The organism is Kitasatospora sp. NPDC101447 (assembly GCF_044767225.1).
GTDB lineage: Bacteria > Actinomycetota > Actinomycetes > Streptomycetales > Streptomycetaceae > Kitasatospora.
Map to the genome: position 1 here is coordinate 342,606 of NZ_JBIWNL010000005.1, position 22,815 is coordinate 365,420.

The window sequence follows — 22,815 nt, forward strand, 5'->3', positions numbered from 1 at the left end:
GGCGCGCGCCGGACCGCGCACGCCGGACTGCGCTCGGCGGTCCCACGCCTCAGGCCAGGAAGCCCCGCAGCAGGGCGGCCGTCGCGGCGAGGTGTTCCTCGGTGGCGCGGCGGGCGGCGTCGCCGTCCCCGTCGAGGATCGCCCGGACCATGGCCCGGTGCTGCTCGGCGGCATGTTCGATGTTGCGGTCCAGCATGGGGATGGCGTTCAGCAGGTCGTTGAGGCGCATCCTGGCCTCGGCGATGGCCGCGGCGAGGGACGGGGAGCCGGTGAGTTCGCCGATGGCGAGGTGGAAGCGGGAGTCGAGCTGGCGGTACCGCTCCGGCGGGGCTTCCTCCAGGTCGGCCAGCCGGCTCTCCAGGTGGGCCCGCTGGTCGGGGGTGAGGGGGTGACGGGCGGCGGCCTCGGCGGCTCCTGCCTCCAGGACTTGACGGTAGGTCAGCGCGTCCTCCAGGGAGCCGCCGAGGTCGCGGGCCGCGCGGCGCAGGTCGGCGACGTCCGGTGCGGGCATCCGGTAGGTGACGAAGGTGCCGCCGTAGCGGCCGCGGCGGGGTTCGACGCAGCCGGCCTGCTGCAGCGTGCGCAGCGCCTCCCGCAGGGTCTCCCGGCTGACGCCGAGCCGGACGGCGAGGTCGCGTTCGGCGGGCAGTCGGTCGCCGAGGCCGAAGACGCCGAGCTTGATCGCCTGGAGCAGCCGCTCGACGGTCTCCTCGAAGGCGTTGCCGGTCCGGACCGGGCGGAAGATCGCTCCGGCCTGCCAGTCGAGCCGCGCTCGCTCGCGTGATTCGTCCACGTCCACGCCGGAATCGTACCTACGGACCGGTTTCCGGCACCTGTTCCCCCGTTTCTCTTGACGCGGCCCCGATGCAGCCGGAACGATGCTGCTCACCCACCCAATGGACTGATTCCAGACCATTGACGAGCCGTCCGACCGTCGAACCCGTCGGGGCGACCGTGCCACGCCGTCGTGGCCCTGTGCTCCCCGGCACACCCTCAACCCCCAGGGGTGCCCATGACCGACGCACGCTCACCCGACCAGCCTGCCCCCGAGAAGTTTCCGCAGAACACCGCTCCCGTTTCCGCCGACGAACAACGGCTCCGCGAGCTGGGCTACACCCAGGAACTGGCCCGCTCGATGTCGGGCTTCTCCAACTTCGCCGTCTCCTTCTCCATCGTCTCGATCCTCTCCGGCTGCCTGACCCTGTACGGGACGGGCATGAAGACCGGAGGCCCGGCCCTGATCATCTGGGGCTGGCCGGTGGTCGGCCTGCTCACGCTCTGCGTCGGGCTCGCCATGGCCGAGATCTGCTCCAGCTACCCGACGGCCGGCGGGCTCTACTACTGGGCGGCCAAGCTGACCCGCACCCGCGGCCCGGCGTGGAGCTGGTTCACCGGCTGGTTCAACTTCCTCGGCCAGGTCGCGGTGACCGCGGGCGTCGACTTCGGCGCCGCGTTCTTCACCAACGCCTTCCTCACGCTGCGCTTCGGGATCGAGGCCAGCCCCGAGCACACCATGGAGATCTTCGCCGTCATCCTGCTGGTGCACGGCCTGCTCAACACCCGCGGGGTACGCCTGGTCGCCGTCCTCAACAGCGTGTCCGTGTGGTGGCACCTGGTGGGCGTCGCGATCATCGTCGGAGCGCTCGCCGTGCTCCCCGACCAGCACGCCTCGGCCTCCTTCGTGCTCACCGAGTTCGTCAACGGGACCGGCTTCCACAACCAGTTCTACGTGGCGATGATCGGCCTGCTGATGGCGCAGTACACCCTCACCGGCTACGACGCCTCCGCGCACATGACCGAGGAGACCCACGACGCCGCCCGCTCCGGACCCCGCGGCATCGTCAACGCCATCACCGTCTCCCTGGCGGCGGGCTGGATCCTGCTGCTCGGCATCACCTTCGCGATCCGCGACTACGACGGCGCGCTCAACAGCGACACCCAGGTCCCGCCCGCGCAGATCTTCATCGACGCGATCGGCGACGGCGGCGCCCAGATCCTGCTGCTGATCGTCATCGGCGCCCAGTTCTTCTGCGGAATGGCCTCCGTCACCGCCAACTCCCGCATGATCTACGCCTTCTCCCGGGACGGCGCACTGCCCGGCTCCCGCCTGTGGCACCGCATCGACCCGCGCACCCAGACCCCGACCAACGCGGTCTGGCTCGCGACCGGCGGCGCCCTGCTGCTCGGACTGCCCGCGCTCTGGAACACCACCGCGTACACCGCCGTGACCTCCATCTCCGTCATCGGCCTGTACATCTCCTACGTCATCCCGGTGTACCTGCGGCTGCGCCAGGGCGAGGACTTCCAGCGCGGGCCCTGGCACCTGGGACGGTGGAGCCGGCCGATCGGCATCGTCGCGGTCGTCTGGACCGCGGTGATCACCGTCCTGTTCATGCTCCCCACCGCCAGCCCGATCACCGCCGAGAGCTTCAACTACACACCCGTCGCGGTGGCCGTCGTGGTCGGCTTCGCCGGCATCTGGTGGCTGGTCTCCGCCCGGCACTGGTTCACCGGGCCGCACGTCCACGGCACCCCGTCCGACCCCGACGCACTGGACACCGAACTGGAGGTCCGATGACCCGCCCCCGGCTCACCCTCGACGAGCTGCGCACCCGCGTCGCCGACGGGTCCGTCGACACCGTCGTGCTCGCCATGACCGACATGCAGGGGCGCCTCCAGGGCAAACGCGTCGCCGCCGAGTACTTCCTCGCCGACGTCGTGCCCGGCGCCGCGGAGGGCTGCGGCTACCTGCTGGCCGTCGACGTCGACATGAACACCGTCGACGGGTACGAGGTCTCCTCCTGGGAGAACGGCTACGGCGACCTGACGCTGCGCCCCGACCTCGCCACCCTGCGGACCATCCCCTGGCACCCCGCCACCGTCATGGTCCAGTGCGACGTCGTCCACCACGACGGCACCCCGGTCGCCGTCTCCCCCCGCCAGATCCTGCAGCGCCAGCTCGACCGGCTGGCCGGCTACGGCTGGCAGGCCCACGCCGCCACCGAGCTGGAGTTCATCGTCTTCCGGGACAGCTACGAACAGGCCTGGGACAAGGACTACACCCGGCTCACCCCGGCCAACCAGTACAACGTGGACTACTCCATCCTCGGCACCGGCCGGATCGAGCCCCTGCTGCGCCGGCTGCGCAACGGCATGGCCGGCGCCGGCCTCACCGTCGAGTCCGCCAAGGGCGAGTGCAACCTCGGCCAGCACGAGATCGCCTTCAAGTACGCCGACGCCCTCACCACCTGCGACGACCACTCCGTCTACAAGACCGGCGCCAAGGAGATCGCCGCCCAGGAGGGCTGCAGCCTCACGTTCATGGCGAAGTACGACGAACGCGAGGGCAACTCCTGCCACATCCACCTGAGCCTGCGCGACGAGCAGGGCACCCCGGTGTTCGCCGGTGACCGTCCGCACGGCTTCTCCCGCACCATGGAGCACTTCCTCGCCGGACAGCTCGCCTGCCTGGCCGACTTCGCCCTGCTGCTCGCCCCCACCGTCAACTCCTACAAGCGCTACGTGCCCGGCAGCTTCGCGCCGACCGCCATCGCCTGGGGCCGGGACAACCGCACCTGCGCCCTGCGCGTCGTCGGCCACGGCCAGTCGCTGCGCTTCGAGAACCGCGTCCCCGGCGGCGACGTCAACCCGTACCTCGCGGTCGCCGCCCTGATCGCCGCCGGACTGCACGGGATCGAGCAGCAACTCGAACTCGAACCGGAGTTCACCGGCAACGCGTACGCCTCCGCAGCACCCCGGGTACCCGCCACCCTGCGCGACGCGGTCGACGCGTTCGAACGCAGCGCCGTCGCCACCGAGGCCTTCGGCAAGGACGTCGTCCGGCACTACACCCACGCCGGACGCACCGAACTGGCCTCCTACGAGCGGGCGGTGACCGACTGGGAGCGGCGCCGCGGATTCGAGCGGCTGTGACGCGCGACAACCGCCGACGACCGCTGATCGGCATCACCAGCTACCAGGACGACGCCGCGTGGTCCGTCTGGAACCAGCGCGCCTCCCTCGTGCCCCAGACGTACGTCGACGCCGTCGTCCGCGCGGGCGGCACCCCGGTCCTGCTGCCGCCCCAACCCGGCGGCACCGACCACCTGCTCGACGCCCTGGACGGACTCGTGCTGGCCGGCGGCCCGGACGTCGACCCGGCCCGGTACGCGACGGACGCGGACCCGCGCACCGGCCCGCCGCACCACGCCCGCGACGACTGGGAGAGCACCCTCCTGCACACCGCCCTGAGCCGGGACCTTCCGGTGCTCGGCGTCTGCCGCGGCATGCAGCTGCTCAACGTCGAACTCGGCGGCACCCTGCTCCAGCACCTGCCCGACGGGAGCCACCAGACCGTCCCCGCCCGCTACGTCCGCCACCGGGTCGCCCTGGTGGCGGGCAGCCGGCTCGCCGAGGTCCTGGGGCCCGACACCGAGGTCTCCTGCTACCACCACCAGGCCGTCGACCGGCTCGGCGCCGGTCTGCAGGTCACCGCCCGCAGCGCCGACGGCACCGTCGAAGGCCTCGAACTGGCCGGCCACCGCTTCGCGCTGGGCGTCCAGTGGCACCCCGAGACGAACCCCGACGACCTGCGCCTCTTCCAGGCCCTGGTCGCCGCCGGCCAGACCACCGCCACGCACAGGGAGACAGCTCCATGACCGAACCGGACCTCTACGAGGTCGTCAACCCCGCCACCGAGGAGGTGATCACCACCGTCGAACTGGCCGGCCTCGCCGAGACCGACGCCGCCGTCGCCCGCGCCCGCGCCGCCTTCGACACCTGGCGCCGGGTCGCCCCCGCCGACCGGGCCCGGCTGCTGCGCGCCTTCGCCGCCGCCGTCGACGCCGACCGCGAGCACCTCGCCGCCCTGGAGGTCGCCAACGCCGGCCACACCATCGGCAACGCCCGCTGGGAGGCGGGCAACGCGCGGGACGTCATCGAGTACTACGCCGCCGCGCCCGAACGACTGTTCGGCCGGCAGATCCCCGTCGCCGGCGGCATCGACGTCACCTTCCAGGAACCGATCGGCGTGGTCGGCGTCATCGTGCCGTGGAACTTCCCCATGCCGATCGCCGCCTGGGCCCTCGCCCCGGCGCTGGCGGCCGGCAACACCGTCATCGTCAAACCCGCCGAACTCACCCCGCTCACCGCCCTGCGCCTCGCCGAACTCGCCCTGCAGGCCGGGATCCCGGAGGGCGTGCTGCAGGTCCTGCCCGGCCGCGGCCCCGTCGTCGGACAGCGCTTCGTCACCCACCCCGACGTGCGCAAGGTCGTGTTCACCGGCTCGACCCGGGTCGGGAAGGAGATCATGGCGGGCTGCGCCGCCCAGGTGAAGCCCGTCACCCTCGAACTCGGCGGCAAGAGCGCCAACATCGTCTTCGCCGACGCCGACCTCGCCAAGGCCGCCGCGACCGCGCCCTACGCCGTCTTCGACAACGCCGGCCAGGACTGCTGCGCCCGCTCCCGGATCCTGGTCGAGGCCTCCGTCCTCGACGACTTCCTGGCGCTCCTGGAGCCGGCCGTCCGCGGCGTGCGGGTCGGCGACCCGGGCGACGAGAAGACCGAGATGGGGCCGCTGATCTCCGCCGCCCACCGGGAGCGCGTCGCCTCCTACGTCCCGGACGGATCGGCCGTCGCCTTCCGCGGCAGCGCCCCCGACGGGCCCGGCTTCTGGTACCCGCCGACCGTCCTCGCACCGGTGCGGCACGACGACCGTGCCTTCACCGAGGAGATCTTCGGCCCGGTCGTCGCGGTCGTCCCGTTCCGCGACGAAGAGGACGCCCTGCGCATCGCGAACGCCACCGAGTACGGGCTGTCCGGCTCCATCTGGACCAGGGACGTCGGGCGGGCCCTGCGGGTCTCGCGCGGCGTGGAGGCCGGCAACCTCTCCGTCAACTCGCACTCCTCGGTGCGCTACACCACGCCCTTCGGCGGCTTCAAGCAGTCCGGCCTCGGCCGCGAGCTCGGCCCGGACGCGCTGGACGCCTTCACCCAGACCAAGAACGTCTTCATCTCCACGGAGGAATGATCACCATGACCCAGCGACTCGACGGCCGGGTGGCCGTCATCACCGGCGCGGGCAGCGGCATCGGCCTGGCGACCGCCCGCCGCTTCGCCGCCGAGGGCGCCAAGGTGGTCTGCGTCGACCTCGACGCCGAGACCGGCGCCAAGGCCGCGAACGAGGTCGGCGGCCTGTTCATCCAGGCCGACGTCACCGACGAGGACGCGGTGCGCGACCTCTTCCAGCGGGCCGTCGACGAGTACGGCCGGCTCGACATCACCTTCAACAACGCGGGCATCTCCCCGCCGGACGACGACTCCATCCTCACCACCGGCCTGGACGCCTGGAAGCGGGTCCAGGAGGTCAACCTGACCAGCGTCTACCTGTGCTGCAAGTACGCGATCCCGCACATGCAGCGCCAGGGCAAGGGCTCGATCATCAACACCGCCTCCTTCGTCGCCGTGATGGGCGCGGCCACCTCGCAGATCTCCTACAGCGCCTCCAAGGGCGGCGTGCTGGCCATGTCCCGCGAGCTGGGCGTGCAGTTCGCCCGCGAGGGCATCCGGGTCAACGCCCTGTGCCCCGGCCCGGTGAACACCCCGCTGCTGCAGGAACTGTTCGCCAAGGACCCGGAGCGGGCCGCCCGCCGCCTGGTCCACATCCCGCTCGGCCGCTTCGCCGAGCCCGAGGAGATCGCCGCCGCGGTCGCCTTCCTCGCCTCCGACGACTCGTCCTTCATGACCGCCAACACCTTCCTCGTCGACGGCGGCATCTCCGGCGCCTACGTGACGCCGCAGTAACGGCCGGCCCCGCGAGCGGCCGATCACGGTCGGGGCGACGCGGCGCGCACGGCACAGCACAGGGGAAGGGGGCGTCCGTTCCGACGGACGCCCCCTTCCCCTGTGCCCGAGGCTCCGCGGCCTCACGGCCGCGGGGCCCTGGGCCCGGCGGGTCAGCGCACGGTGACGGTGAAGACCGGGGAGGCGGTGTCCCCGCTGACGATGCGCAGCTCGTTCAGGCCCTTGAGGCCGAGCTTCACGCCGAGCGAGTAGGAGCCGTTGCGGGCCGTGGTGACGGAGGCCGGCAGCGTGACCCAGGCGCCGTGCTGCTTCTGCTGCAGGGTCACCTTGCTGCCCGCCTGGAGGCCGGTGGTCGTGCCGGTGACGCGGAACAGCTGCCACGCCTGGACGGAGGAGACCGACGGCTTGGCGGTGATGGCGGCATGCGCGGCGGCCGGCTGGCCGACGGCGACCGGCTGGGCGACGGCGGCGGGCTGGGCGACGGGGGCCGCGGCCATGGCGGTGCCCGCCAGACCGAGGGAGAGCGCGCCGAGGGTGGCCACGGCGGCCAGGCGCAGGGAGGTCCGCTTGGAGACGATCACGGGTGCACCCCTTTCGAGGGGAGGTGGTTGTCCGGCCCGAAAGGCGTACGTACCGCCGTTCGGGGTCTGCCGTCTGTAAGGACACCCGCCGCCCCGGATCGGTTGTGGACGGAACGTCACCATCGGGTAACAGTCGGCGATCATGTCTCGCACGGCGCGCGGCGGCGGCAACACCGCGCAACCGGGTCGGCGAGGTGACAATGGGGCATGCCACCAAGCCCCGGCCCAGCCGGTCCGCCGCCGGTCACACCCGCTCCGGCCACCGAGCGGGGCGAGCACTGGTGGCCGGTGGGGCTGGCGGTCGCGACCGCCGCGGTGCTCCACGTGGCGCTGCCGGCGTCGTACCGGCTGGACCCCGTCTGGCTGGTTCCGGTGGTGATGTTCACGCTGCTGGCGGTCCTGGTCATCGGTGACCCCGGGCGGATCGACCGTCAGAAGACCTGGCTGCGGGTGGTCACCGAGGCCCTGATCGCCTTCGTCACCGCGTCGAACCTGCACGCGGGCATCCACCTGGTGACGGACATCCTGACCAACAACAAGCTGTTCGCCAACAACGCGACCGGCCTGCTGGCCACCGGGGGCGTGACCTGGGTGACGAACGTGATCGCCTTCGCGCTCTGGTACTGGGACCTGGACCGCGGCGGCGCCGCCGCCCGCGCCAACCGGCCCGACGTGCCGCCCACGTTCGTGTTCCCCGAGATGCAGCACAGCGCCCACGCGCCGCCCGACTGGGTACCGAACTTCACCGACTACCTGTCGCTGTCCTTCTGGACCGCGACCGCCTTCAGCCCCACCGACATCTCCGCGATCAGGAGGTGGGCCAAGCTGCTGATGATGGTGGAGGCCGCGACCTCCCTCATCCTGGCCGGTCTGGTGATCGCCCGCGCGATCAACATCCTGCAGTGAGGCCGGATCCCGCGGTGAGGCGGGATCCGGCCCCCGGGAGGGGTGCCCCGGTCAGGCGTTCCTGCCGCGGGCGGCCACCCGCCAGCGGTCCACGAGCTCGCCGGCTCGGACCACCGCGACGTCGTCGACGAGGTTCACCGCGACGCAGACGTGGTTGGGAACCACCCGCAGCCGCTCCCCCAGCGCGGGCAGGTCGCTGTCCTCGGGCCACACCACGGTGGCGTGGTGCTCGGAGAGCGCCGTGATGCGGGCCTCGGGGTGGTCCATGAGCCGTCCGAAGCCCGTCGCCCAGGCGGACCGGTCACCGCCGAGGACCTTGCTGCCCGCGTCCAGGACGACCCGCCGGGGTGTGGTGTCGTCCCCCTCGTGCCTGCTGACGACGGTCGCCGCGACCGTCAGCGCGATGTCCGCGAGAGTGCACCGTCCGAGTTCGAACTGCTGGGCGTCGCCGAACACGTAGACGCCCGGCCGCACCTCGGTGAGCGCCGGGTCCCCGCTCTGCTCCGCGCTCCCGGCCCCCTCCGAGCCCGGCTCCGAAGCCCCGGTCAGCTCCGCGGTCGGCGTGGATCCACCGCTCACCCGCGTGATCTCGAAGCCGGCCGCCGCGAGCAGTCCGGCCGCCCGCCCGAGGGCCTGCTGCTCCTCCTCGACCGCCTTCGCGGGCATGCCCGGCGCATAGCTGTGCCCCGGGAAGGTGAACACCCCGCCGACGCGGAGCCCCGCCGCGGCCGCCGCCCGGGCCACCACCACGGCCTGCTCCGGCAGGACACCGCTGCGGTGGTGGCCGCTGTCGATCTCCACCACGGCCTCGATGTCGCCGGCCGCGGACCCGAGGTGACGGCCCGCCGCCTCGGCCGCCTCGACGGAGTCCACCCCGATCGCGATCCGCGCCGTGCCGGCGAGCCGCCGCAGCCGCTCCGCCTGCCGGGGCCCGATCCACAGCGGATAGGCGATGAAGAGGTCGGTGGCGCCGTGCTCGGCGAAGACCTCGGCCTCCCCGATGGTCGCCACCGTCAGCCCGACGGCCCCCGCCGCGAGCTGCCGCGCGGCGATCTCCGGCATCTTGTGGGTCTTGGCGTGGGGACGCAGCCGCAGGCCCCTGGCCCGCAGTGCCGCCGCCATGCGCTCGATGTTCCGTTCGAGCACCTCCAGGTCGACCACGATGTCCGGAGTGTCGATCTCCGCCGGGATTCCGCTCATCTGCGTTCCTTTCGATTCGAACCGCACGGACATGATCGCCGACATGTCGAGCACGGTCACCCCCGCCCGCCTGGCCGGCTGAGCAGTCGACGCGCGACGGCCGATCCCCACTGGCGGGCAGTGGCGCGGATCACAGCGGGAACCGCGCGGCCGACGAAATGCCGAAGCCGTGGAGGTGGTTGGCACAGGCAACCGTTTCCGCTCCGGCGCACACCCCCGGTACCCGCGAGGATCCCCATGACCGTCACCGAGCCCGTCCCGTCCACCGAGCCCGCCTCCTCCCGCGCGGCCGAGATCCTGTCCCGGCCCGTCACGATCAACGGGCTGACCGTGCCCAACCGCATCGTGATGGCGCCGATGACGCGCCAGTTCTCCCCGGGCGGCGTGCCCGGCGAGGACGTCCGCTCGTACTACGCCCGCCGCGCCGCCGCGGGCGTCGGTCTGATCGTCACCGAGGGAACGTACGTCGGCCACGAGTCCGCCGGGCAGAGCGACGACATCCCGCGCTTCCACGGCGAGGAGCAGCTGGCCGGGTGGGCCCGCGTCGCCGAGGACGTCCACGCGGCGGGCGGCACCATCGTGCCGCAGCTCTGGCACATCGGGATGGTGCGCAAGCAGGGCGACCCGCCGGTCGCCGACGCCCCCGCCGTCGGCCCGTCCGGCATCCGCCTGGACGGCACCGAGGGAACGGGCCGGGCGATGACCCGCGCCGACCTGGACGCCGTCATCGGCGCGTTCGCCGAGGCCGCCGCGGCCGCCGAGCGGATCGGCTTCGACGGCGTCGAGCTGCACGGCGCCCACGGCTACCTGCTCGACCAGTTCCTGTGGGCGGGCACCAACCGCCGCACCGACGAGTACGGCGGCGACCCGGTCGCCCGGACGAAGTTCACGGCCGAGCTCGTCGCCGCGGTGCGCGCCGCCGTCTCGCCGGAGTTCCCGGTGATCTTCCGCTACTCGCAGTGGAAGTCGGAGAACTACGACGCCCGCCTCGCCGAGACCCCGCAGGAGCTGGAGGCGATCCTCACCCCGCTCGCCGAGGCCGGCGTCGACGCCTTCCACGCCTCGACCCGCCGCTACTGGCTCCCCGAGTTCGACGACTCGGACCTCAACCTGGCCGGCTGGACCAGGAAGCTCACCGGCCGCCCCACCATCACCGTCGGCTCGGTCGGCCTCGACGGCGACTTCGTCCGCGCGTTCATGGGCGAGGGCGCCCCGGTCCAGGGCATCGACAACCTGCTCGACCGCCTGGAGCGCGACGAGTTCGACCTGGTCGCCGTCGGCCGCGCCCTCCTCCAGGACCCGCAGTGGGCCGCCAAGGTCCTCTCCGGCCGCTTCGCCGACCTGCTCCCCTACGACGCCGCCGCAGTCCGCACCCTCAGCTGACCACTCCTCCCGGGGCCCCGCCCGGTCGGGCGGGGCCCCGGGAGCAGGGGGTTCGGGAGCAGGGGGTTCGGGAGCAGGGGGTTCGGGAGCAGGGGGTTCGGTGAGCTCTGCCCGCCGCGGATCAGCCGCCGGGCGTGGGACCGGCCTCGGGGCGCAGGTCGTCGAGGAGTCCGGCGCGGTCGGTCAGCAGGGCGGCGAGGATGGCGCGGGCGACGGCCAGGAGTTCGCCGATCTCGGGGCTGGTGAGCCGGTAGACGACGGAGGCGCCCTCGCGGTGGGAGACCACGACGCCGGCGCGGCGCAGGATGGCGAGCTGCTGGGAGAGGTGGGCCGGCTCGACGCCGACCTCGGGCAGCAGCTCGGCGACGGCGTGCTCGCGTTCGCTCAGGAGCTCCAGGACGCGGATGCGCACGGGGTGGCCGAGGGTTTTGAAGAACTCGGCCTTGTGCTGGTAGAGCGGCACGGCAATGACCGAGGGCCTGCGTGGCGAGTCGGCCGTCATGGGATTCACCGCCCCTGCCGGGCGCTGGTTGGGCTTGGCTTCATCGGTGGAGACTGTAGCAACGTGGTCGAACGGCCTGGTCAGCGTGGGGCGAGGGCGGTCGGCCCGGGACTATTTGCCAATATTAGCAACTGCTAAGCTATGCAACGCGGCAGGCTCCGGAAGCGTCTGTCGCGACGTGGCCGCCCCGGAACCGACGCCGGGGCGGCCACGACTCATCCGCTCCGCCGGGGCCGCCTTCTCGGGCGCGCCGGGTCCGCCGGTCTCAGGTGCGGACGTGGCGCTCGATGTCCTCGGTGAAGGTCTCCAGGGCCTGCGCGGTGAGGGTGGGACGCGTGGCGGCGATCGCCGCGAGGAAGTCGTCGGTGCCGGCGGGGAGCCCGGTGCGGTGGGTGATCTCGTTCTCGAAGGCCTGCTGGGAGCCCTTGCGGGCGGCGTACTCGATGTCGGCGGGGGTGAACATCTCGCTGGCGGAGACCAGCCTGTCGATGTCGACGCGCTGCGCGCTCGGCCCGAGGTAGCGGCGCCAGATCGCCTCGCGCGCGACGGCGTCGGGCGGACCGACGGGGATGATGTAGTCGAAGCGGCCCGGCCGCAGGAACGCCGAGTCGAGGGTGCGCAGCGAGTTGGTGGCGCAGATCAGCAGCCGGTCGTCGTGGTCGCGGAACGCCGGGATGAGCTTGAGGAGCTCATTGGTGACACCGTGTCCGGGGTCGACGGCGGTGCCGGAGCGGGCGGCGGCGATCTCCTCGACCTCGTCGATGAAGAGCAGCACGCTGGAGAGATCGGCCAGGTCCGCGAAGACCTCGCGCAGCGAGGCCGCGAGGGCCCCGTCGGCGTCGGCCGCCAGCCGGGACGGGAACAGCTCCACGAACGGCCAGCCCAGTCGTGAGGCGACCGCCTTGGCGAACGTGGTCTTCCCGGTTCCGGGCGGCCCGAAGAGGATGACCGCCTTGGGCGGGCGGACTCCGTAGCTCTCGGCCAGCTCCGGTTCGGTGAGCGGGAGGACGATCCGCCGTTCGATGGCGTCCTTGGCCGCGTGCATCCCCGCGAGCCGCTCCCACAGCCCGTGCGGCATGACCCGGCCGCCGAGCTGGGCGAGCAGCCCGGCGTCTCCCGCGTCCGGGTGTTCCAGCTTCTCGTAGTAGACCAGCCCGCTCACCTGGCGGTAGCCGGAGTTCTCCAGGGCCGCCGTCCCGGTCGAGCCGGGGGTGAGGACCGCGCTGAACCGCCGCACCCCCTTCGCCCGCAGACGTTGTTCGACCTGAGTGATCAACGCGCTGCCGAGCCCACGGTTGCGCCACGCGCCGGACAGGGCCACGATCATGATCCATCCGCGTTCGCCCTCGGCACGGGCGACCGCCATGCCGACCAGCTCCTCCCCGACCAGGGCGACCACGGCCGGCTGTCCCCCGCGGGCCGCGGCGACGACGTCGGAGACGGGGAAGACCGGGAGGGACAGGTCGGCGTGCCGGCCCTGGTCCCACAGCTGGATCGCCTGGTCCAGATCGTCGTCGTGGAAGTCCCGCAAGTGCCACACTGGCACGGCTTCCTCCTCGGCCCCCGAGCCCCTGCACGGCCCCGGTGCGCTGCGCCCGCGAAGGCTGTCCCTCGCCCCGGTCCCCCTCGGGGCCATTGTCCGCGCGGCGGTCGCGGCGGGCGACCAGAACCGACCGAACGGCAGACCGTCAGGCGTCCGGCCCAGCTCCACGGGCGCCCACCACACCGGACTGGTGAGCTGTGCGGGGAGTCCACGACCCCGACCGGGCTCCCACGGCTCCTGGAGGAGGACTTCGTGCCGGACCCGACGACGTCGTACGCCGACCTGCGCGCCCTGGTGATCAACTGCACGCTGAAGCGTTCCCCGGAGCGCAGCCACACCCAGGGCCTGATCGACGTCAGCACCGGCATCCTGGAACGCCAGGGTGTCCAGGTCGACGTCCTGCGCGCGGTGGACATCGACATCGCGACGGGCGTCTGGCCGGACATGACCGAGCACGGCTGGGAGACCGACGAGTGGCCGGTGATCTACTCCCAGGTGATGGCCGCCGACATCCTCACGCTGGCCGGACCGGTGTGGCTCGGGGACAACTCCTCCGTGATGAAGAAGGTCGTCGAACGGCTCTACGCCTGCTCGTCGATCCTCAACTCCGAGGGCCAGTACGCCTACTACGGCCGGGTCGGCGGCTGCCTGATCACCGGCAACGAGGACGGCGCCAAGCACTGCGCGATGAACGTCCTCTACAGCCTCCAGCACCTCGGCTACACCATCCCGCCGCAGGCCGACGCCGGCTGGGTCGGCGAGGCCGGCCCCGGGCCCTCCTACCTCGACCCCGGCTCCGGCGGCCCGGAGAACGACTTCACCAGGCGCAACACCACCTTCATGACCTGGAACCAGCTCCACCTGGCCCGCATGCTCAGGGACGCCGGCGGCATCCCCGCCCACGGCAACCAGCGCTCCGAGTGGGACGCCGGCTGCCGCTTCGACTCCGACAACCCCGAACACCGCTGAACCGGCATCGGTTCGAAGGGAACGGGGACACGGGCTCGTCCGGCGGGCGGCTGCTGTGTGCGACGTCGCCACCAGAGTCGGTCACTCATCGGTGCGCGTGCGGGGCGGCAGCTCGTACAGTCCGGTGCCGGCGTGTGCTCCGTTGGTGATGTTGACCACGCCGACGTTGGCTTCCAGGCGGGTGGCGCGGGCCATGATGCCGGCGAAGCCGCGCGCCATGGTGAACACGCCCCAGACCGTCAGCCAGGGCTGCAGCCGGCCGTCCTCGTCCGGGAAGAGTTCGGTGACCGGGCGGATCCGGCGCTGCAGTATGGAGGGCTTGCCGAGCGCGGCGTCGAGGTGCTTGGCCCAGCTCTCCTCGGTCACGTCCCCGCCGAGGACCACACCGCTGCCACCGTGCAGGACCGTCGGTTTGAGGACGAGGTCGTGTCGGTTCGCCCGGGCGTAGTCGAGCAGTTCCACCGGCTGTCCGCTCTCCAGCGTCACCGTGCCGGGCCGGACGGTTCGGGTCCACGGCAGGAGGCGGTCGAACGCCGCCAGCTCCTCGGTGCCGAACAGGTGCCGGTTCTTCTCGTCCGAGAGCATCGCGAGCGTGGTCTTGCTGGCGTAGAGCTCTGCGTCCAGCGGGACGAACAGCTTCACCTGGTCGGCTGCGGCGGCGCGCACGACCCGGTCCATCAGCGCCGGGGCTTCGGGGGATTCGAGCAGGTCCTCGGCGAGGAAGATCCGGTGGATGATGTCGACGGCCCGGTCGCCGAGCCAGACCCGGCCGTCGCGGTAGTCGAGCTGGCCGATGTGACAGGGGTGTGCGTCTGCGCCCAGGGCCCGAAGACGGGCGCAGAACGCCTCCAGGAAGGCGGCCCAGCCGCTCAGGTAGCTGCTCGGCCAGTCGGCGACCGCGATGACCGGCCGGGACTGCGGGTCGAACCCGGTGGCGGCGTACATGGTGTGCAGCAGTTCCCCGGCGGTGTCGGCGAAGCCGAGGCCGTGCCGGGCGGCGAAGTCGGCGAGGAGCGGGTGTTCCAGCAGGGCCTCGGCCATCACCCCGTTGCCCAGGCCGCCGAGCGAGCTGGTCATGTTGACTTCCACGACCTTGAATCCACTGTCGTCGACGCACAGATCCGTACGGGCCATGCGGGTCGCGCCGGCGCCCTGGCTGCGCAGGATCACCTCGGTCTGGGTCTCGGTCATGCCGACGGCCCGGGCGAACGCGCCGAGGTCGCCGTCGAAGAGCCTGTCGGGCAGGCTGAACAGCGCGGTGTGGAGCGTTTCCAGATCGTCCGTCAGCTGCTCCCGCTCTTCGTGGCCGAGGAAGAGCGGGCGGGGCAGGAAGCGGTTCTCGTAGTCGAGGGCGAGCAGGGCGTCGTGCTGCGCACGACCGAGCAGTTCGGCCGCGGTGGCCGTACTTTCGCTCAGTTCGGCCAGATACTGCGTGGTCAGGGTCGGGCGGTCCACGGAAGGTCCTCTCAGGGGACGGGTGCGCGGTGGTGGCGGGAGTGTTCAGCTGCGCGCCGACGCCGCGCGGCGGGTGGCGACCAGGGCAGCCAGGGCTGCCACGTCGGGCTGGCGCATGACCTCTGCGGCCTTGACCCGGATCGGGTAGGTGCTTTCGATCAGCGCGATCAAGCGCGCGACGGCCAGCGAGGTCCCGCCCGATTCGGCGAAGTTGTCGGAGGGCGTGAGGTCGGGCCGGTCGAGCAGCCGGCGGCAGGCCACGAGCAGGAACGCGTCGGTGTCCGCTGCCTGCGGGGTCCGCTGGGTCGGCGCCGCCCCGGGTGCGGAGGACGCTGCCGGGGCGGCCTGCCGGGCGAGCAGTGCGCGGTCGACCTTGCCGTTGGCGTTCAGCGGGAAGGTGTCGACGAAGCGGACCATGACGGGCACCGCTTGCTTCAGTACCCGGGCGCGGGCGGCGGCCAGCACGGCCTCCTCGTCGGCCTGCGCCCCTTCGGCGAGCCGGAGGAAGGCGGCCAGCCGTACGACGCCGCCGGTGCCCTGGTACGGGACCACGACGGCGCGCCGGACCGAGTCGTGGGTTTCCAGGGCGGCCTCGACCTCGGCCGGTTCGATCCGCGCGCCGCTGATCTTCACCTGGTCGTCCGTGCGGCCGAGGAATTCCAGCAGTCCGTCGGCGCGCATCACCGCCTTGTCGCCGGTCCGGTAGACACGGTCCACGTACGGTTGACCTGCGGGGGCCGGCACGAAGCGTTCGGCGGTCCGCTGCGGGTCCACGTAGCCGAGCGCCAGGCCCGCACCGCCGATCCGGACCTCTCCGGCCTGTCCCCTGGGCAGGATCCGGCCGTCCTCGTCGGTGATGAAGACGGCGTAGCCGGTCAGCGGCCGTCCGATCGGCACGGGGGCGGTCGGGTCGTCGCTCCGGGGTTGCAGGCGGTGGGTGGTGGTGAGCACGGTGGCCTCGGCGGGGCCGTACACGTTGTGCACGACCGCCGTGCACTGCGCGGGCGGCCGCACCCGCATCCGGTCGCCGCCCACCAGGATGTGGCGCATGGCCAGGCCGGCGGGCCACGGCTGGGTGAAGGCGAGGTCGGCGAGCGGGGTCGGCAGCAGGCAGTGGGTGAGGCCCGACTCCTGCCACCACTGGAACAGTTCGGCCGTCGAGCCGCGGGCGTCCTCGGGCGCGACGTGCAAGGTGGCGCCCGACGACAAGGCCTCCCACAACTCCTTGAGGTGGGCGTCGAAGGTGGTGCCGACGAAGAGACCCACCCGGGACCCGGGACCGATGTCGAGCCGGTCGCAGGTCCAGCGGACCAGGTTGGCCATCGCCCCCTGCGGCAGCAGTGCGATCTTGGGCTTGCCGGTGCTGCCCGAGGTGGTGACGGCGCAGAAGGCACCGCTGGACGCACCGCCGGGCCCACCGCCGGGCGCACCGTTCGTCCGTCCGCCGCGCAGGGCGACCATGAGCCCGTCCACCGCCTCGGCCGGCGCAACGGTCCAGCCGGGCGGCGGGGTGGTGGTGCCGTCGGTGAGCAGGCAGCCGATGTCGGCGTCCTCGGTGATCGATTCCACCCGCGCGGCCCCCGGCTGCGCGCCGAGGGAGAGATGGACCGCGCCGATCCTGGCCAACGCGACCGCCGCGGCCACCAGCAGCGCGGAACGTTCCAGGCAGACTCCCACCAGCTCGCCGCGGGTGACCCGGCCGCCGAGGGCCTGCACGATCCGGGCGGAGGCCCGGTCGAGCTCGCGGTAGCTCCAGGTGATGGTGCCGTCCACGACCGCCGGGGCGTCGGGCTGTTCGGCCAGCCGGCTGTCGAACCAGTCGAGTGGTCCCGCCCCCGGTGCGGGAGCGGGCGCGGGCTCACCTCCCCAGGCGATGCTGGGCAGCTGGTGGCCGGTCGGATCGTGGGAAGTCATCTGGTCTCCTCGGGGCATGGTTCGGGGTCGTGGGGTCAGTCCTTGGCCGGCCAGTCATCGGCCGGTCAGTCATCGGCCGGCCGGTCATCGGCCGGCGCGGTGAGTGCGGCGAGGCCGGTTGCGGTGTCGGCGAGGTAGGCCTCCAGCAGCGCGGTGAACTGCCGCTGCATCTCGGCGATCCGGGGGCCGTCGTACAGGTCGGTGGCGAAGTCCCAGATCAGCAGCATGCCGCCCGGGCCCGAGCGGGCGTTGACGGTCCGGCGGGAGTCGGGGATCAGGACCACGTCGAGGGCGAAGCGGGAGGTACCGGTGTTGAACGCCTCGTGGATGGACACCTCAAGGTCCAGCCCCTCGACGTGCGGGATCGGCGCGTCGTGCGCACTGAACATGACGTGGAACAGTGGGTTGTCCAGGCCGGTGCCGGAGTGTTCTCCGAGTTCGCGGGCCAGGTCCTGGACCGGGACGCCCTGGTGCGGCAGCGAGCGGATCAGGACCTCGGTGACCTCGTCGACCGTGTTCAGCGCACTGTCGTCGGGCTGGAGGCGGATGCGCAGCGGGATGGTGTTGACGAACATCCCGACGCTCTCCTGGAAGCCGGGCGGGCGGTTGCCCACCGCGCTGCCGATCACCAGGTCGGACCGGCCGCTCTGCCTGCGCAGGAGCTCCGCGAAGAGGGTGAGCAGAACCGAGAACGGGGTGTGCCCGTGTCGGCGGGCGGCTGTCCGCAGGCGCTCGGCCAGCTCGGGCTCCAGCAGCTGGCGCAGTTGGTCGCCGTGCGGGACGTCGCGGACCCGTCCCGGGTCGGCCGGGCCGGGCAGCGGCAGGTCGAAGGCGGCGCCGTCCAGGGCGCCCCGCCAGTACGCCAGGGCGTCGTCCCGGTGGCCCGGTCGTTCCTCGGCGGCCACCGACCGGCGGACGTGTTCGAGGTAGGAGCGGGGCTCGGGCAGGTCGGCCGGGATGCCCTGGGCCAGCGCGCGGTAGGTGGTGAACAGGTCGCGCAGGACCAGGCCGAAGGACCAGCCGTCGTGCACCAGGTGGTGCTCGGTGTGAAGCAGCCGGTGGTGGTCCTCGGCCAGCCTGATCAGGCTCCACCGCACCATGGGCGCTTCGGCGGTGTCGAAGGGCTCGTCGTGCTGCTCGCGCCACAGGTCCTCGAAGGCGGCCTCGTGGTCGTCGGCACCGGTCAGGTCCACGGTGCGGTAGCGGGGTGCGCAGGTGCCGTTCACCCGCTGCTTCGGTGGGAAGTCCTCGGGATCGAGTTCGAGGCGGAACGCGTCGTGGCGGGCGAGCACGGTCGCCAGGCTCTGCCGCAGGGCCGGCTCGTCCAGCGGGCCGCGCAGGTCGAGGGAGGCGGTGAAGTTGTAGGCACGGCTCTCGGGGAAGAGTTCCTCGTGCAGCCAGACGATCTCCTGGGAACGGGAGAGGTCGAACATGGGCGCGGCCCTTTCCGGGTCGGTGGTCGTTCGGTGTGCGGGGCTGGTGGCCGGGGCGGCCTCGGATGCCACCTGCTCAGCGGGCGGGTGGGGTGGCGGTGACGGTGTCGCGGAGCAGGAACTCCAGACGGTCGCCGTGAAGCCACTGCGCACAGACGCCGGCGTGGTCGGGTCCGTCGGTGTCGGCCAGGCGCCGCCGGGCGTCCGCCATGCGGTGGCGTGCGTCGGCGCAGAACACGTCGGCGAGGTCCTGGGCCGGTCCGGTGCCCTCGCGGTGCAGTCGGGCGGCGTTGGCCAGCACCGCGGACATGCTGAACAGCTCGGCGGAGAGCCGGTTGAGCAGGATCAGCGTGCGTTCCTCGGCGAAGAGCTCCTCGGGGTCCGGGTATCGGTCCACCAGGTCGCGGCTGAGGCGGGCGAACTGCACGGCCTGTTCGGCCACGAAGCGCAGGTGGTCCCGGTTGCGCGGGGACAGGCAGGAGTCCGCTGCGGTGAGGTCGGTCGCGGCCTCCGCGATGGCCTGCGGCTTCGGGTAGTGGCGCGAGAGCAGGTGCCGGGCTGCCCAGTGGTCCACGAGGAAGTCCACCCCGCCGGCCACCCGCAGGGCACGCGCGTCGCGGAAGAACCGCTCCACCGGCAGCGGCTGAGCACCGCGCCGGGCCTTGCTCGTCGCCGTCTCGAAGCCCTCGGCGGCCAGCAGGGACAGGGTGCGGTCGACGATGCGCCAGCTGGTCATCGAGCTGATGTTCTTGGCTGCCGTCTGCTCCGGATCCAGGTCGATCCCCGGGTGGCGCTCCTCGGCCAGCAGGCACCACTCCACCACGCTCTCCACGGCGAAGGTCTCGGCGAGGTTGGCGGCGACGATGCGCTGGATCTCGTCGTACTGCTCCAGCCCGATGCCGCCGACCGAACGCCGCCGGACGAACTCCCGGGACCAGTGCAGGCAGAGCCGGCCGATCGCCAGGGCGGGCGCCGAGATGGGGTACATCCGGCCTCGGACGCTGACGGTGTGCAGTTCGGGGGCCAGACGCCACTCGTCCTCGGCGGTCAGGCCGTCCAGGGTGAAGACCCGGCTGTGCGGGACGAAGACCCGGTCGAAGGTGAGGGCCGCGTTGGGCAGGCCCTTGAGACCCAGGTACTCGTGCCAGGACCTGACCGCGAAGCCGGGGTCGGTGGTGTCGACGAAGAACAGCCGGATGTACTCCCGGTCGTTGTCGTGCACGGTGGCCGAGACCCTCAGGAGGCCCGCGATCGGGCCGTTCTGGATGAACACCTTCTCGCCGCTGATCCGGAATCCGGTGCCGTCCTCGGTCGGCACCGCGGTGGTGGCGCGGGTCCGGTTGATCGCACCGGTGGGCTCGGTGTCGGCGTCGCCGGAGATCGCGCCCGCTGCGAGCAGCCGTTCGAGTTCGGACTTCAGCTCGCCGTCGGCCAGGATCGGCAGGTAGGCGCCGGCGCCGAGTCCGAGGTGGACGGACATGGCGTAGCAGGCGGTCACCGACCAGCTTGCGGCGGCCTGGATCATCCGGAAGGCGTTGTGGGCGGACAGGCCCAGACCGCCGCGCTCAAGCGGGTCCTGAAGCCTGAAGTAGCCGCGGGCGGCGCAGGCTTCGTGGAAGCCGTCGGGCAGCTTCGCGGTGCGGTCCACCTCCGTCGGGTCGACGGTCTCCTGGAGGAAGCGCATCAGCTCGGCGACGGCGGCGTCGCCGCGGGCGCGGTCCTCGTCGGACGGGGCGGGGAAGGGGCTGATCAGGTCCCAGCGCACGTGCCCCAGGTGGAGCGCTGCGAGGAAGCCGGCCGGGGTGGCGGTGTCGTGAGTCATCTCTGCTTTCACAGGTCGTGGGAGAGCGGGTGGACGGGCGACCCGGCGCGCCGGCGGTCGGTGAGTGCGGCCCGGATCAGTGCGAGCAGGGCGGCGCGGTGCTCGCGGAGGTAGAAGTGACCGCCCGGCAGCAGGTTCAGGGCGAACGGTCCGCGGCTGTGGCCCTGCCACCGGGTGAGTTCTTCGGCGGGGAGCCGGTCCTCGGTGCCGCCGAAGACGTGCAGCGGCAGGTCGAGGGGCTCGCCTGGGGTGTGGCGGTAGCTGTCGACCAGTTCGAAGTCGCAGCGGTGCGAGGCCATCACGATCGCGAGCAGGTCCGGGTCCTCGGCCACCTCGTCGGGGAGTGAGCCGTACTGTCCCTGGATGGCGGTGAACAGCTCCCGGTCGCCGAGGTGGTGGATCGGCGGCAGTCCGCGGGGACGGTGCGGGGCCGGGCAGGCGGACAGCAGCAGGCGTTCGGGGCCGGGCAGACCGTGCTCGCGCAGGGCGCGCGCGGTCTCGTAGGCCAGCAGGGCGCCGAGGCTGTGTCCGAAGAAGGCGAACGGTGCACGGAATGCGGCCTGTCCCACCAGATCGTGAACCAGCGGGCCGACCCGGGTGTACGGCGGGTCGTCGAGCCGCGAGCCGCGGCCGGGCAGTTGCACGCCCCACACCTCGATGCCGGGCACGTCGTCGCCCCAGCGGACGTACTCGGCGGCCGAGCCGCCGCTGTGGGCGAAGCAGTACAGCCGGATCGGGGCGTCGGGGCGCTTGCGGCGGTTGACCAGCCAGCGTGGGGCGGTGTGCCCCGGAACCTCAGGCATGAAGGGTCTCCTGGCTCATCGATCGGGCGGTCGGGGCGGCGTCGGGCATGGCCCGCAGTGCGTGCACGGCGGAGAACAGCAGCGGCAGCCCGGCGAGGACGCTGCCCGCACCGGCGAGCCAGAGGGCGCCGCGCAGTCCGAGCGGGCCGACCAGTGCGCCTCCGAGGAAGGTCCCGACGGGGATGACGCCCCAGACCACGAACCGCAGCGTCGCCGTCATGCGCCCGCGCATCGGGGCGGGGGTGACGGACTGCCGCAGGCTGATCTGGTTGATGTTGAAGACGGAGGCGCACAGCCCGGCCAGGGCCATCGCGACCGCCAGAACGGGCATGGCGGTGCCGGGGGTGGCCAGCGGCAGCAGCAGGAGGGTGCCGCCCAGCCCGAAGGCGGCCCAGGTGAGCGACGGCCCGACGCCGAGGCGCCGCACCACCCGGCCGTTGGCGAGCGAGCCGAGCAGTACGCCTGCGTTCGCGATCGCGAGCGTGGTGCCCAGCCCGGCCGGCGAGAGCCGCAGGTCACGGACCGCGTAGAGCACCAGGATCGCCTGGACCATTCCGAACAGACCGAAGAGGTTGGCGATCCCCGCGCTCAGCGCTATCGGGCGCAGCAGCGGATGCCGGAACACGTACCCGAGGCCGTCCTTGACCTCCGCCACCAGTCCCGGCCGGACCGCGTCGCGGGTCGGGCGCTCCTCCACCCGCACCAGCAGGAGCAGGGCCGCCGACCCGGCGTAGCCGAGCGCGTTGGCGAGCACCGCGAGCGGCGCGGTCAGCAGCTGGACCAGGAATCCGCCGGCGCCGGGGCCGGCCAGCTGACCGGCGGTCTCGGACAGCTGAAGTCTGGTGTTGGCCTCGACGAGCTGCTCCTCGCCGACCAGGGTCGGCAGGAAGGACTGTGCCGCCAGGTCGAAGAAGACCGTCATGACCCCGACCGCGAAGGCGACCGGATACAGCAGCCACAGGTGCAGGACCCCGCAGAGCGCGGCCGCCGGCACGGTCAGCAGGACCGCGCAGCGGACCAGGTCCGCTGCGATCATGACGGGCCGTCGGCGCGTCCGGTCCACCCATGCCCCGGCCGGCAGGCCGACCAGCAGGAACGGCAGGTACTGCACGGCGGCCAGCAGTCCCACCTGGAACGGGGTGGCGTTCAAGACCGTCACGGCCGCCAGCGGCAGCGCGAGTTCGGAGATCTGGGCGCCGAGCACGCTGACCGTCTGGGCGGCCCACAGCCGTCGGAAGCCCTGGTGGCGCGACAGTCCCGGCGGAGGGGCCGGTTGCGTCATCGGGCGGCCGCCCGTTCACGTGTGCTCTTCGGTCGGAGGTCGCTCCACAGGCCGTCGATCAGGGTGAGGCAGTCCGCTTTGCTGCCCCGTCCGCCCGTCCGCTCCCACCCGGCGGGTAGCGCCCGGCCGGCCGGCCAGACGGAGTACTGCTCCTCGGTGTTGCGGACCACCTCGTAGGTCCGGTCGTCGTCGTCCTCGAACATGGCTGTCCCTCGGGTCGG

At 72.4% G+C, this 22,815-nt stretch carries 20 protein-coding genes; 8 read left to right on the forward strand and 12 right to left on the reverse strand.

Annotation, left to right across the window (positions count from 1 at the left end; translation table 11 throughout):
* Positions 1–49: 49 nt before the first annotated feature.
* Positions 50–799 (reverse strand): FadR/GntR family transcriptional regulator, encoded by a 750-nt coding sequence (locus tag ACIRST_RS10525; RefSeq protein WP_402801517.1) that lies wholly within the window; start codon positions 797–799, stop codon positions 50–52.
* Between the two features lie 213 nt (positions 800–1,012).
* Here ACIRST_RS10525 and ACIRST_RS10530 point away from each other — a divergent pair, with 213 nt between their 5' ends.
* From ACIRST_RS10530 to ACIRST_RS10550, 5 genes are read left to right on the forward strand one after another with little or no spacing between them, the layout of a single operon-like run.
* Entirely contained in the window at positions 1,013–2,578 is a 1,566-nt protein-coding gene (locus tag ACIRST_RS10530; protein ID WP_396548234.1) for an amino acid permease, read from the forward strand.
* The gene (locus ACIRST_RS10535) at positions 2,575–3,933 is read left to right on the forward strand and encodes a glutamine synthetase family protein (protein WP_402801519.1); all 1,359 of its coding nucleotides are present in this window, start codon (positions 2,575–2,577) and stop codon (positions 3,931–3,933) included. Before ACIRST_RS10530 ends, ACIRST_RS10535 begins: the two co-directional genes overlap by 4 nt.
* Positions 3,930–4,658 (forward strand): gamma-glutamyl-gamma-aminobutyrate hydrolase family protein, encoded by a 729-nt coding sequence (locus tag ACIRST_RS10540; protein WP_350520758.1) that lies wholly within the window; start codon positions 3,930–3,932, stop codon positions 4,656–4,658. The genes ACIRST_RS10535 and ACIRST_RS10540 overlap by 4 nt, the downstream gene beginning before the upstream one ends.
* Complete coding sequence (locus ACIRST_RS10545; RefSeq protein ID WP_350520759.1) at positions 4,655–6,028, forward strand: aldehyde dehydrogenase family protein; 1,374 nt, start codon at positions 4,655–4,657, stop codon at positions 6,026–6,028. Before ACIRST_RS10540 ends, ACIRST_RS10545 begins: the two co-directional genes overlap by 4 nt.
* A gap of 5 nt (positions 6,029–6,033) precedes the next feature.
* Complete coding sequence (locus tag ACIRST_RS10550; protein WP_350520760.1) at positions 6,034–6,801, forward strand: 3-oxoacyl-ACP reductase; 768 nt, start codon at positions 6,034–6,036, stop codon at positions 6,799–6,801.
* Between the two features lie 152 nt (positions 6,802–6,953).
* On the opposite strand, the gene ACIRST_RS10555 is transcribed toward ACIRST_RS10550, so the two are convergent.
* Entirely contained in the window at positions 6,954–7,382 is a 429-nt protein-coding gene (locus ACIRST_RS10555) for a hypothetical protein (RefSeq protein ID WP_402801522.1), read from the reverse strand.
* Between the two features lie 207 nt (positions 7,383–7,589).
* Between ACIRST_RS10555 and ACIRST_RS10560 the strand changes: the two genes are divergently transcribed.
* Positions 7,590–8,288: a hypothetical protein gene (locus ACIRST_RS10560; RefSeq protein WP_402801524.1), complete on the forward strand. Its 699-nt coding sequence runs from the start codon at positions 7,590–7,592 to the stop codon at positions 8,286–8,288.
* A gap of 51 nt (positions 8,289–8,339) precedes the next feature.
* On the opposite strand, the gene ACIRST_RS10565 is transcribed toward ACIRST_RS10560, so the two are convergent.
* A complete protein-coding gene (locus tag ACIRST_RS10565) occupies positions 8,340–9,488 on the reverse strand; it encodes an alanine racemase (RefSeq protein ID WP_402801526.1) in 1,149 nt (382 codons plus the stop codon).
* A gap of 237 nt (positions 9,489–9,725) precedes the next feature.
* Between ACIRST_RS10565 and ACIRST_RS10570 the strand changes: the two genes are divergently transcribed.
* Positions 9,726–10,871, forward strand: coding sequence for an NADH:flavin oxidoreductase (locus tag ACIRST_RS10570; RefSeq protein WP_350520764.1), 1,146 nt, complete (start codon positions 9,726–9,728; stop codon positions 10,869–10,871).
* 121 nt (positions 10,872–10,992) lie between these two features.
* Here ACIRST_RS10570 and ACIRST_RS10575 read toward each other — a convergent pair whose 3' ends face one another.
* Entirely contained in the window at positions 10,993–11,340 is a 348-nt protein-coding gene (locus ACIRST_RS10575; protein WP_402801658.1) for an ArsR/SmtB family transcription factor, read from the reverse strand.
* A gap of 298 nt (positions 11,341–11,638) precedes the next feature.
* Positions 11,639–12,919: a GNAT family N-acetyltransferase gene (locus tag ACIRST_RS10580; RefSeq protein WP_350520765.1), complete on the reverse strand. Its 1,281-nt coding sequence runs from the start codon at positions 12,917–12,919 to the stop codon at positions 11,639–11,641.
* Positions 12,920–13,168: 249 nt separating this feature from the next.
* On the opposite strand from ACIRST_RS10580, the gene ACIRST_RS10585 reads away from it, so the two are divergent.
* The gene (locus ACIRST_RS10585; RefSeq protein WP_350520766.1) at positions 13,169–13,885 is read left to right on the forward strand and encodes a flavodoxin family protein; all 717 of its coding nucleotides are present in this window, start codon (positions 13,169–13,171) and stop codon (positions 13,883–13,885) included.
* A gap of 81 nt (positions 13,886–13,966) precedes the next feature.
* On the opposite strand, the gene ACIRST_RS10590 is transcribed toward ACIRST_RS10585, so the two are convergent.
* The 7 genes from ACIRST_RS10590 to ACIRST_RS10620 form a co-directional block, all read right to left on the reverse strand.
* Positions 13,967–15,340 (reverse strand): hypothetical protein, encoded by a 1,374-nt coding sequence (locus ACIRST_RS10590; RefSeq protein ID WP_402801530.1) that lies wholly within the window; start codon positions 15,338–15,340, stop codon positions 13,967–13,969.
* Positions 15,341–15,385: 45 nt separating this feature from the next.
* Positions 15,386–17,254, reverse strand: a complete 1,869-nt coding sequence (locus tag ACIRST_RS10595) for a non-ribosomal peptide synthetase (protein WP_402801532.1) — start codon at positions 17,252–17,254, stop codon at positions 15,386–15,388.
* Positions 17,255–17,319: 65 nt separating this feature from the next.
* Positions 17,320–18,687, reverse strand: a complete 1,368-nt coding sequence (locus ACIRST_RS10600) for a condensation domain-containing protein (protein ID WP_402801535.1) — start codon at positions 18,685–18,687, stop codon at positions 17,320–17,322.
* Positions 18,688–18,763: 76 nt separating this feature from the next.
* On the reverse strand, positions 18,764–20,509 hold the full coding sequence (locus ACIRST_RS10605) for an acyl-CoA dehydrogenase family protein (protein WP_402801538.1): 1,746 nt from the start codon (positions 20,507–20,509) through the stop codon (positions 18,764–18,766).
* 8 nt (positions 20,510–20,517) lie between these two features.
* The gene (locus tag ACIRST_RS10610; protein WP_350520771.1) at positions 20,518–21,312 is read right to left on the reverse strand and encodes an alpha/beta fold hydrolase; all 795 of its coding nucleotides are present in this window, start codon (positions 21,310–21,312) and stop codon (positions 20,518–20,520) included.
* The gene (locus ACIRST_RS10615; protein WP_350520772.1) at positions 21,305–22,594 is read right to left on the reverse strand and encodes an MFS transporter; all 1,290 of its coding nucleotides are present in this window, start codon (positions 22,592–22,594) and stop codon (positions 21,305–21,307) included. Before ACIRST_RS10615 ends, ACIRST_RS10610 begins: the two co-directional genes overlap by 8 nt.
* Entirely contained in the window at positions 22,591–22,797 is a 207-nt protein-coding gene (locus ACIRST_RS10620) for an MbtH family protein (protein ID WP_402801542.1), read from the reverse strand. Before ACIRST_RS10620 ends, ACIRST_RS10615 begins: the two co-directional genes overlap by 4 nt.
* Positions 22,798–22,815: the final 18 nt, after the last annotated feature.

Bases quoted from the DNA above. Each gene is read 5' to 3' on its own strand.
- ACIRST_RS10530 (WP_396548234.1), top strand. From the start codon at position 1,013: ATGACCGACGCACGCTCACCCGACCAGCCTGCCCCCGAGAAGTTTCCG.
- ACIRST_RS10535 (WP_402801519.1), top strand. From the start codon at position 2,575: ATGACCCGCCCCCGGCTCACCCTCGACGAGCTGCGCACCCGCGTCGCC.
- ACIRST_RS10545 (WP_350520759.1), top strand. From the start codon at position 4,655: ATGACCGAACCGGACCTCTACGAGGTCGTCAACCCCGCCACCGAGGAG.
- ACIRST_RS10550 (WP_350520760.1), top strand. From the start codon at position 6,034: ATGACCCAGCGACTCGACGGCCGGGTGGCCGTCATCACCGGCGCGGGC.
- ACIRST_RS10560 (WP_402801524.1), top strand. From the start codon at position 7,590: ATGCCACCAAGCCCCGGCCCAGCCGGTCCGCCGCCGGTCACACCCGCT.
- ACIRST_RS10565 (WP_402801526.1), bottom strand. From the start codon at position 9,488: ATGAGCGGAATCCCGGCGGAGATCGACACTCCGGACATCGTGGTCGAC.
- ACIRST_RS10570 (WP_350520764.1), top strand. From the start codon at position 9,726: ATGACCGTCACCGAGCCCGTCCCGTCCACCGAGCCCGCCTCCTCCCGC.
- ACIRST_RS10595 (WP_402801532.1), bottom strand. From the start codon at position 17,254: ATGACTTCCCACGATCCGACCGGCCACCAGCTGCCCAGCATCGCCTGG.
- ACIRST_RS10600 (WP_402801535.1), bottom strand. From the start codon at position 18,687: ATGTTCGACCTCTCCCGTTCCCAGGAGATCGTCTGGCTGCACGAGGAA.
- ACIRST_RS10605 (WP_402801538.1), bottom strand. From the start codon at position 20,509: ATGACTCACGACACCGCCACCCCGGCCGGCTTCCTCGCAGCGCTCCAC.
- ACIRST_RS10610 (WP_350520771.1), bottom strand. From the start codon at position 21,312: ATGCCTGAGGTTCCGGGGCACACCGCCCCACGCTGGCTGGTCAACCGC.
- ACIRST_RS10615 (WP_350520772.1), bottom strand. From the start codon at position 22,594: ATGACGCAACCGGCCCCTCCGCCGGGACTGTCGCGCCACCAGGGCTTC.
- ACIRST_RS10620 (WP_402801542.1), bottom strand. From the start codon at position 22,797: ATGTTCGAGGACGACGACGACCGGACCTACGAGGTGGTCCGCAACACC.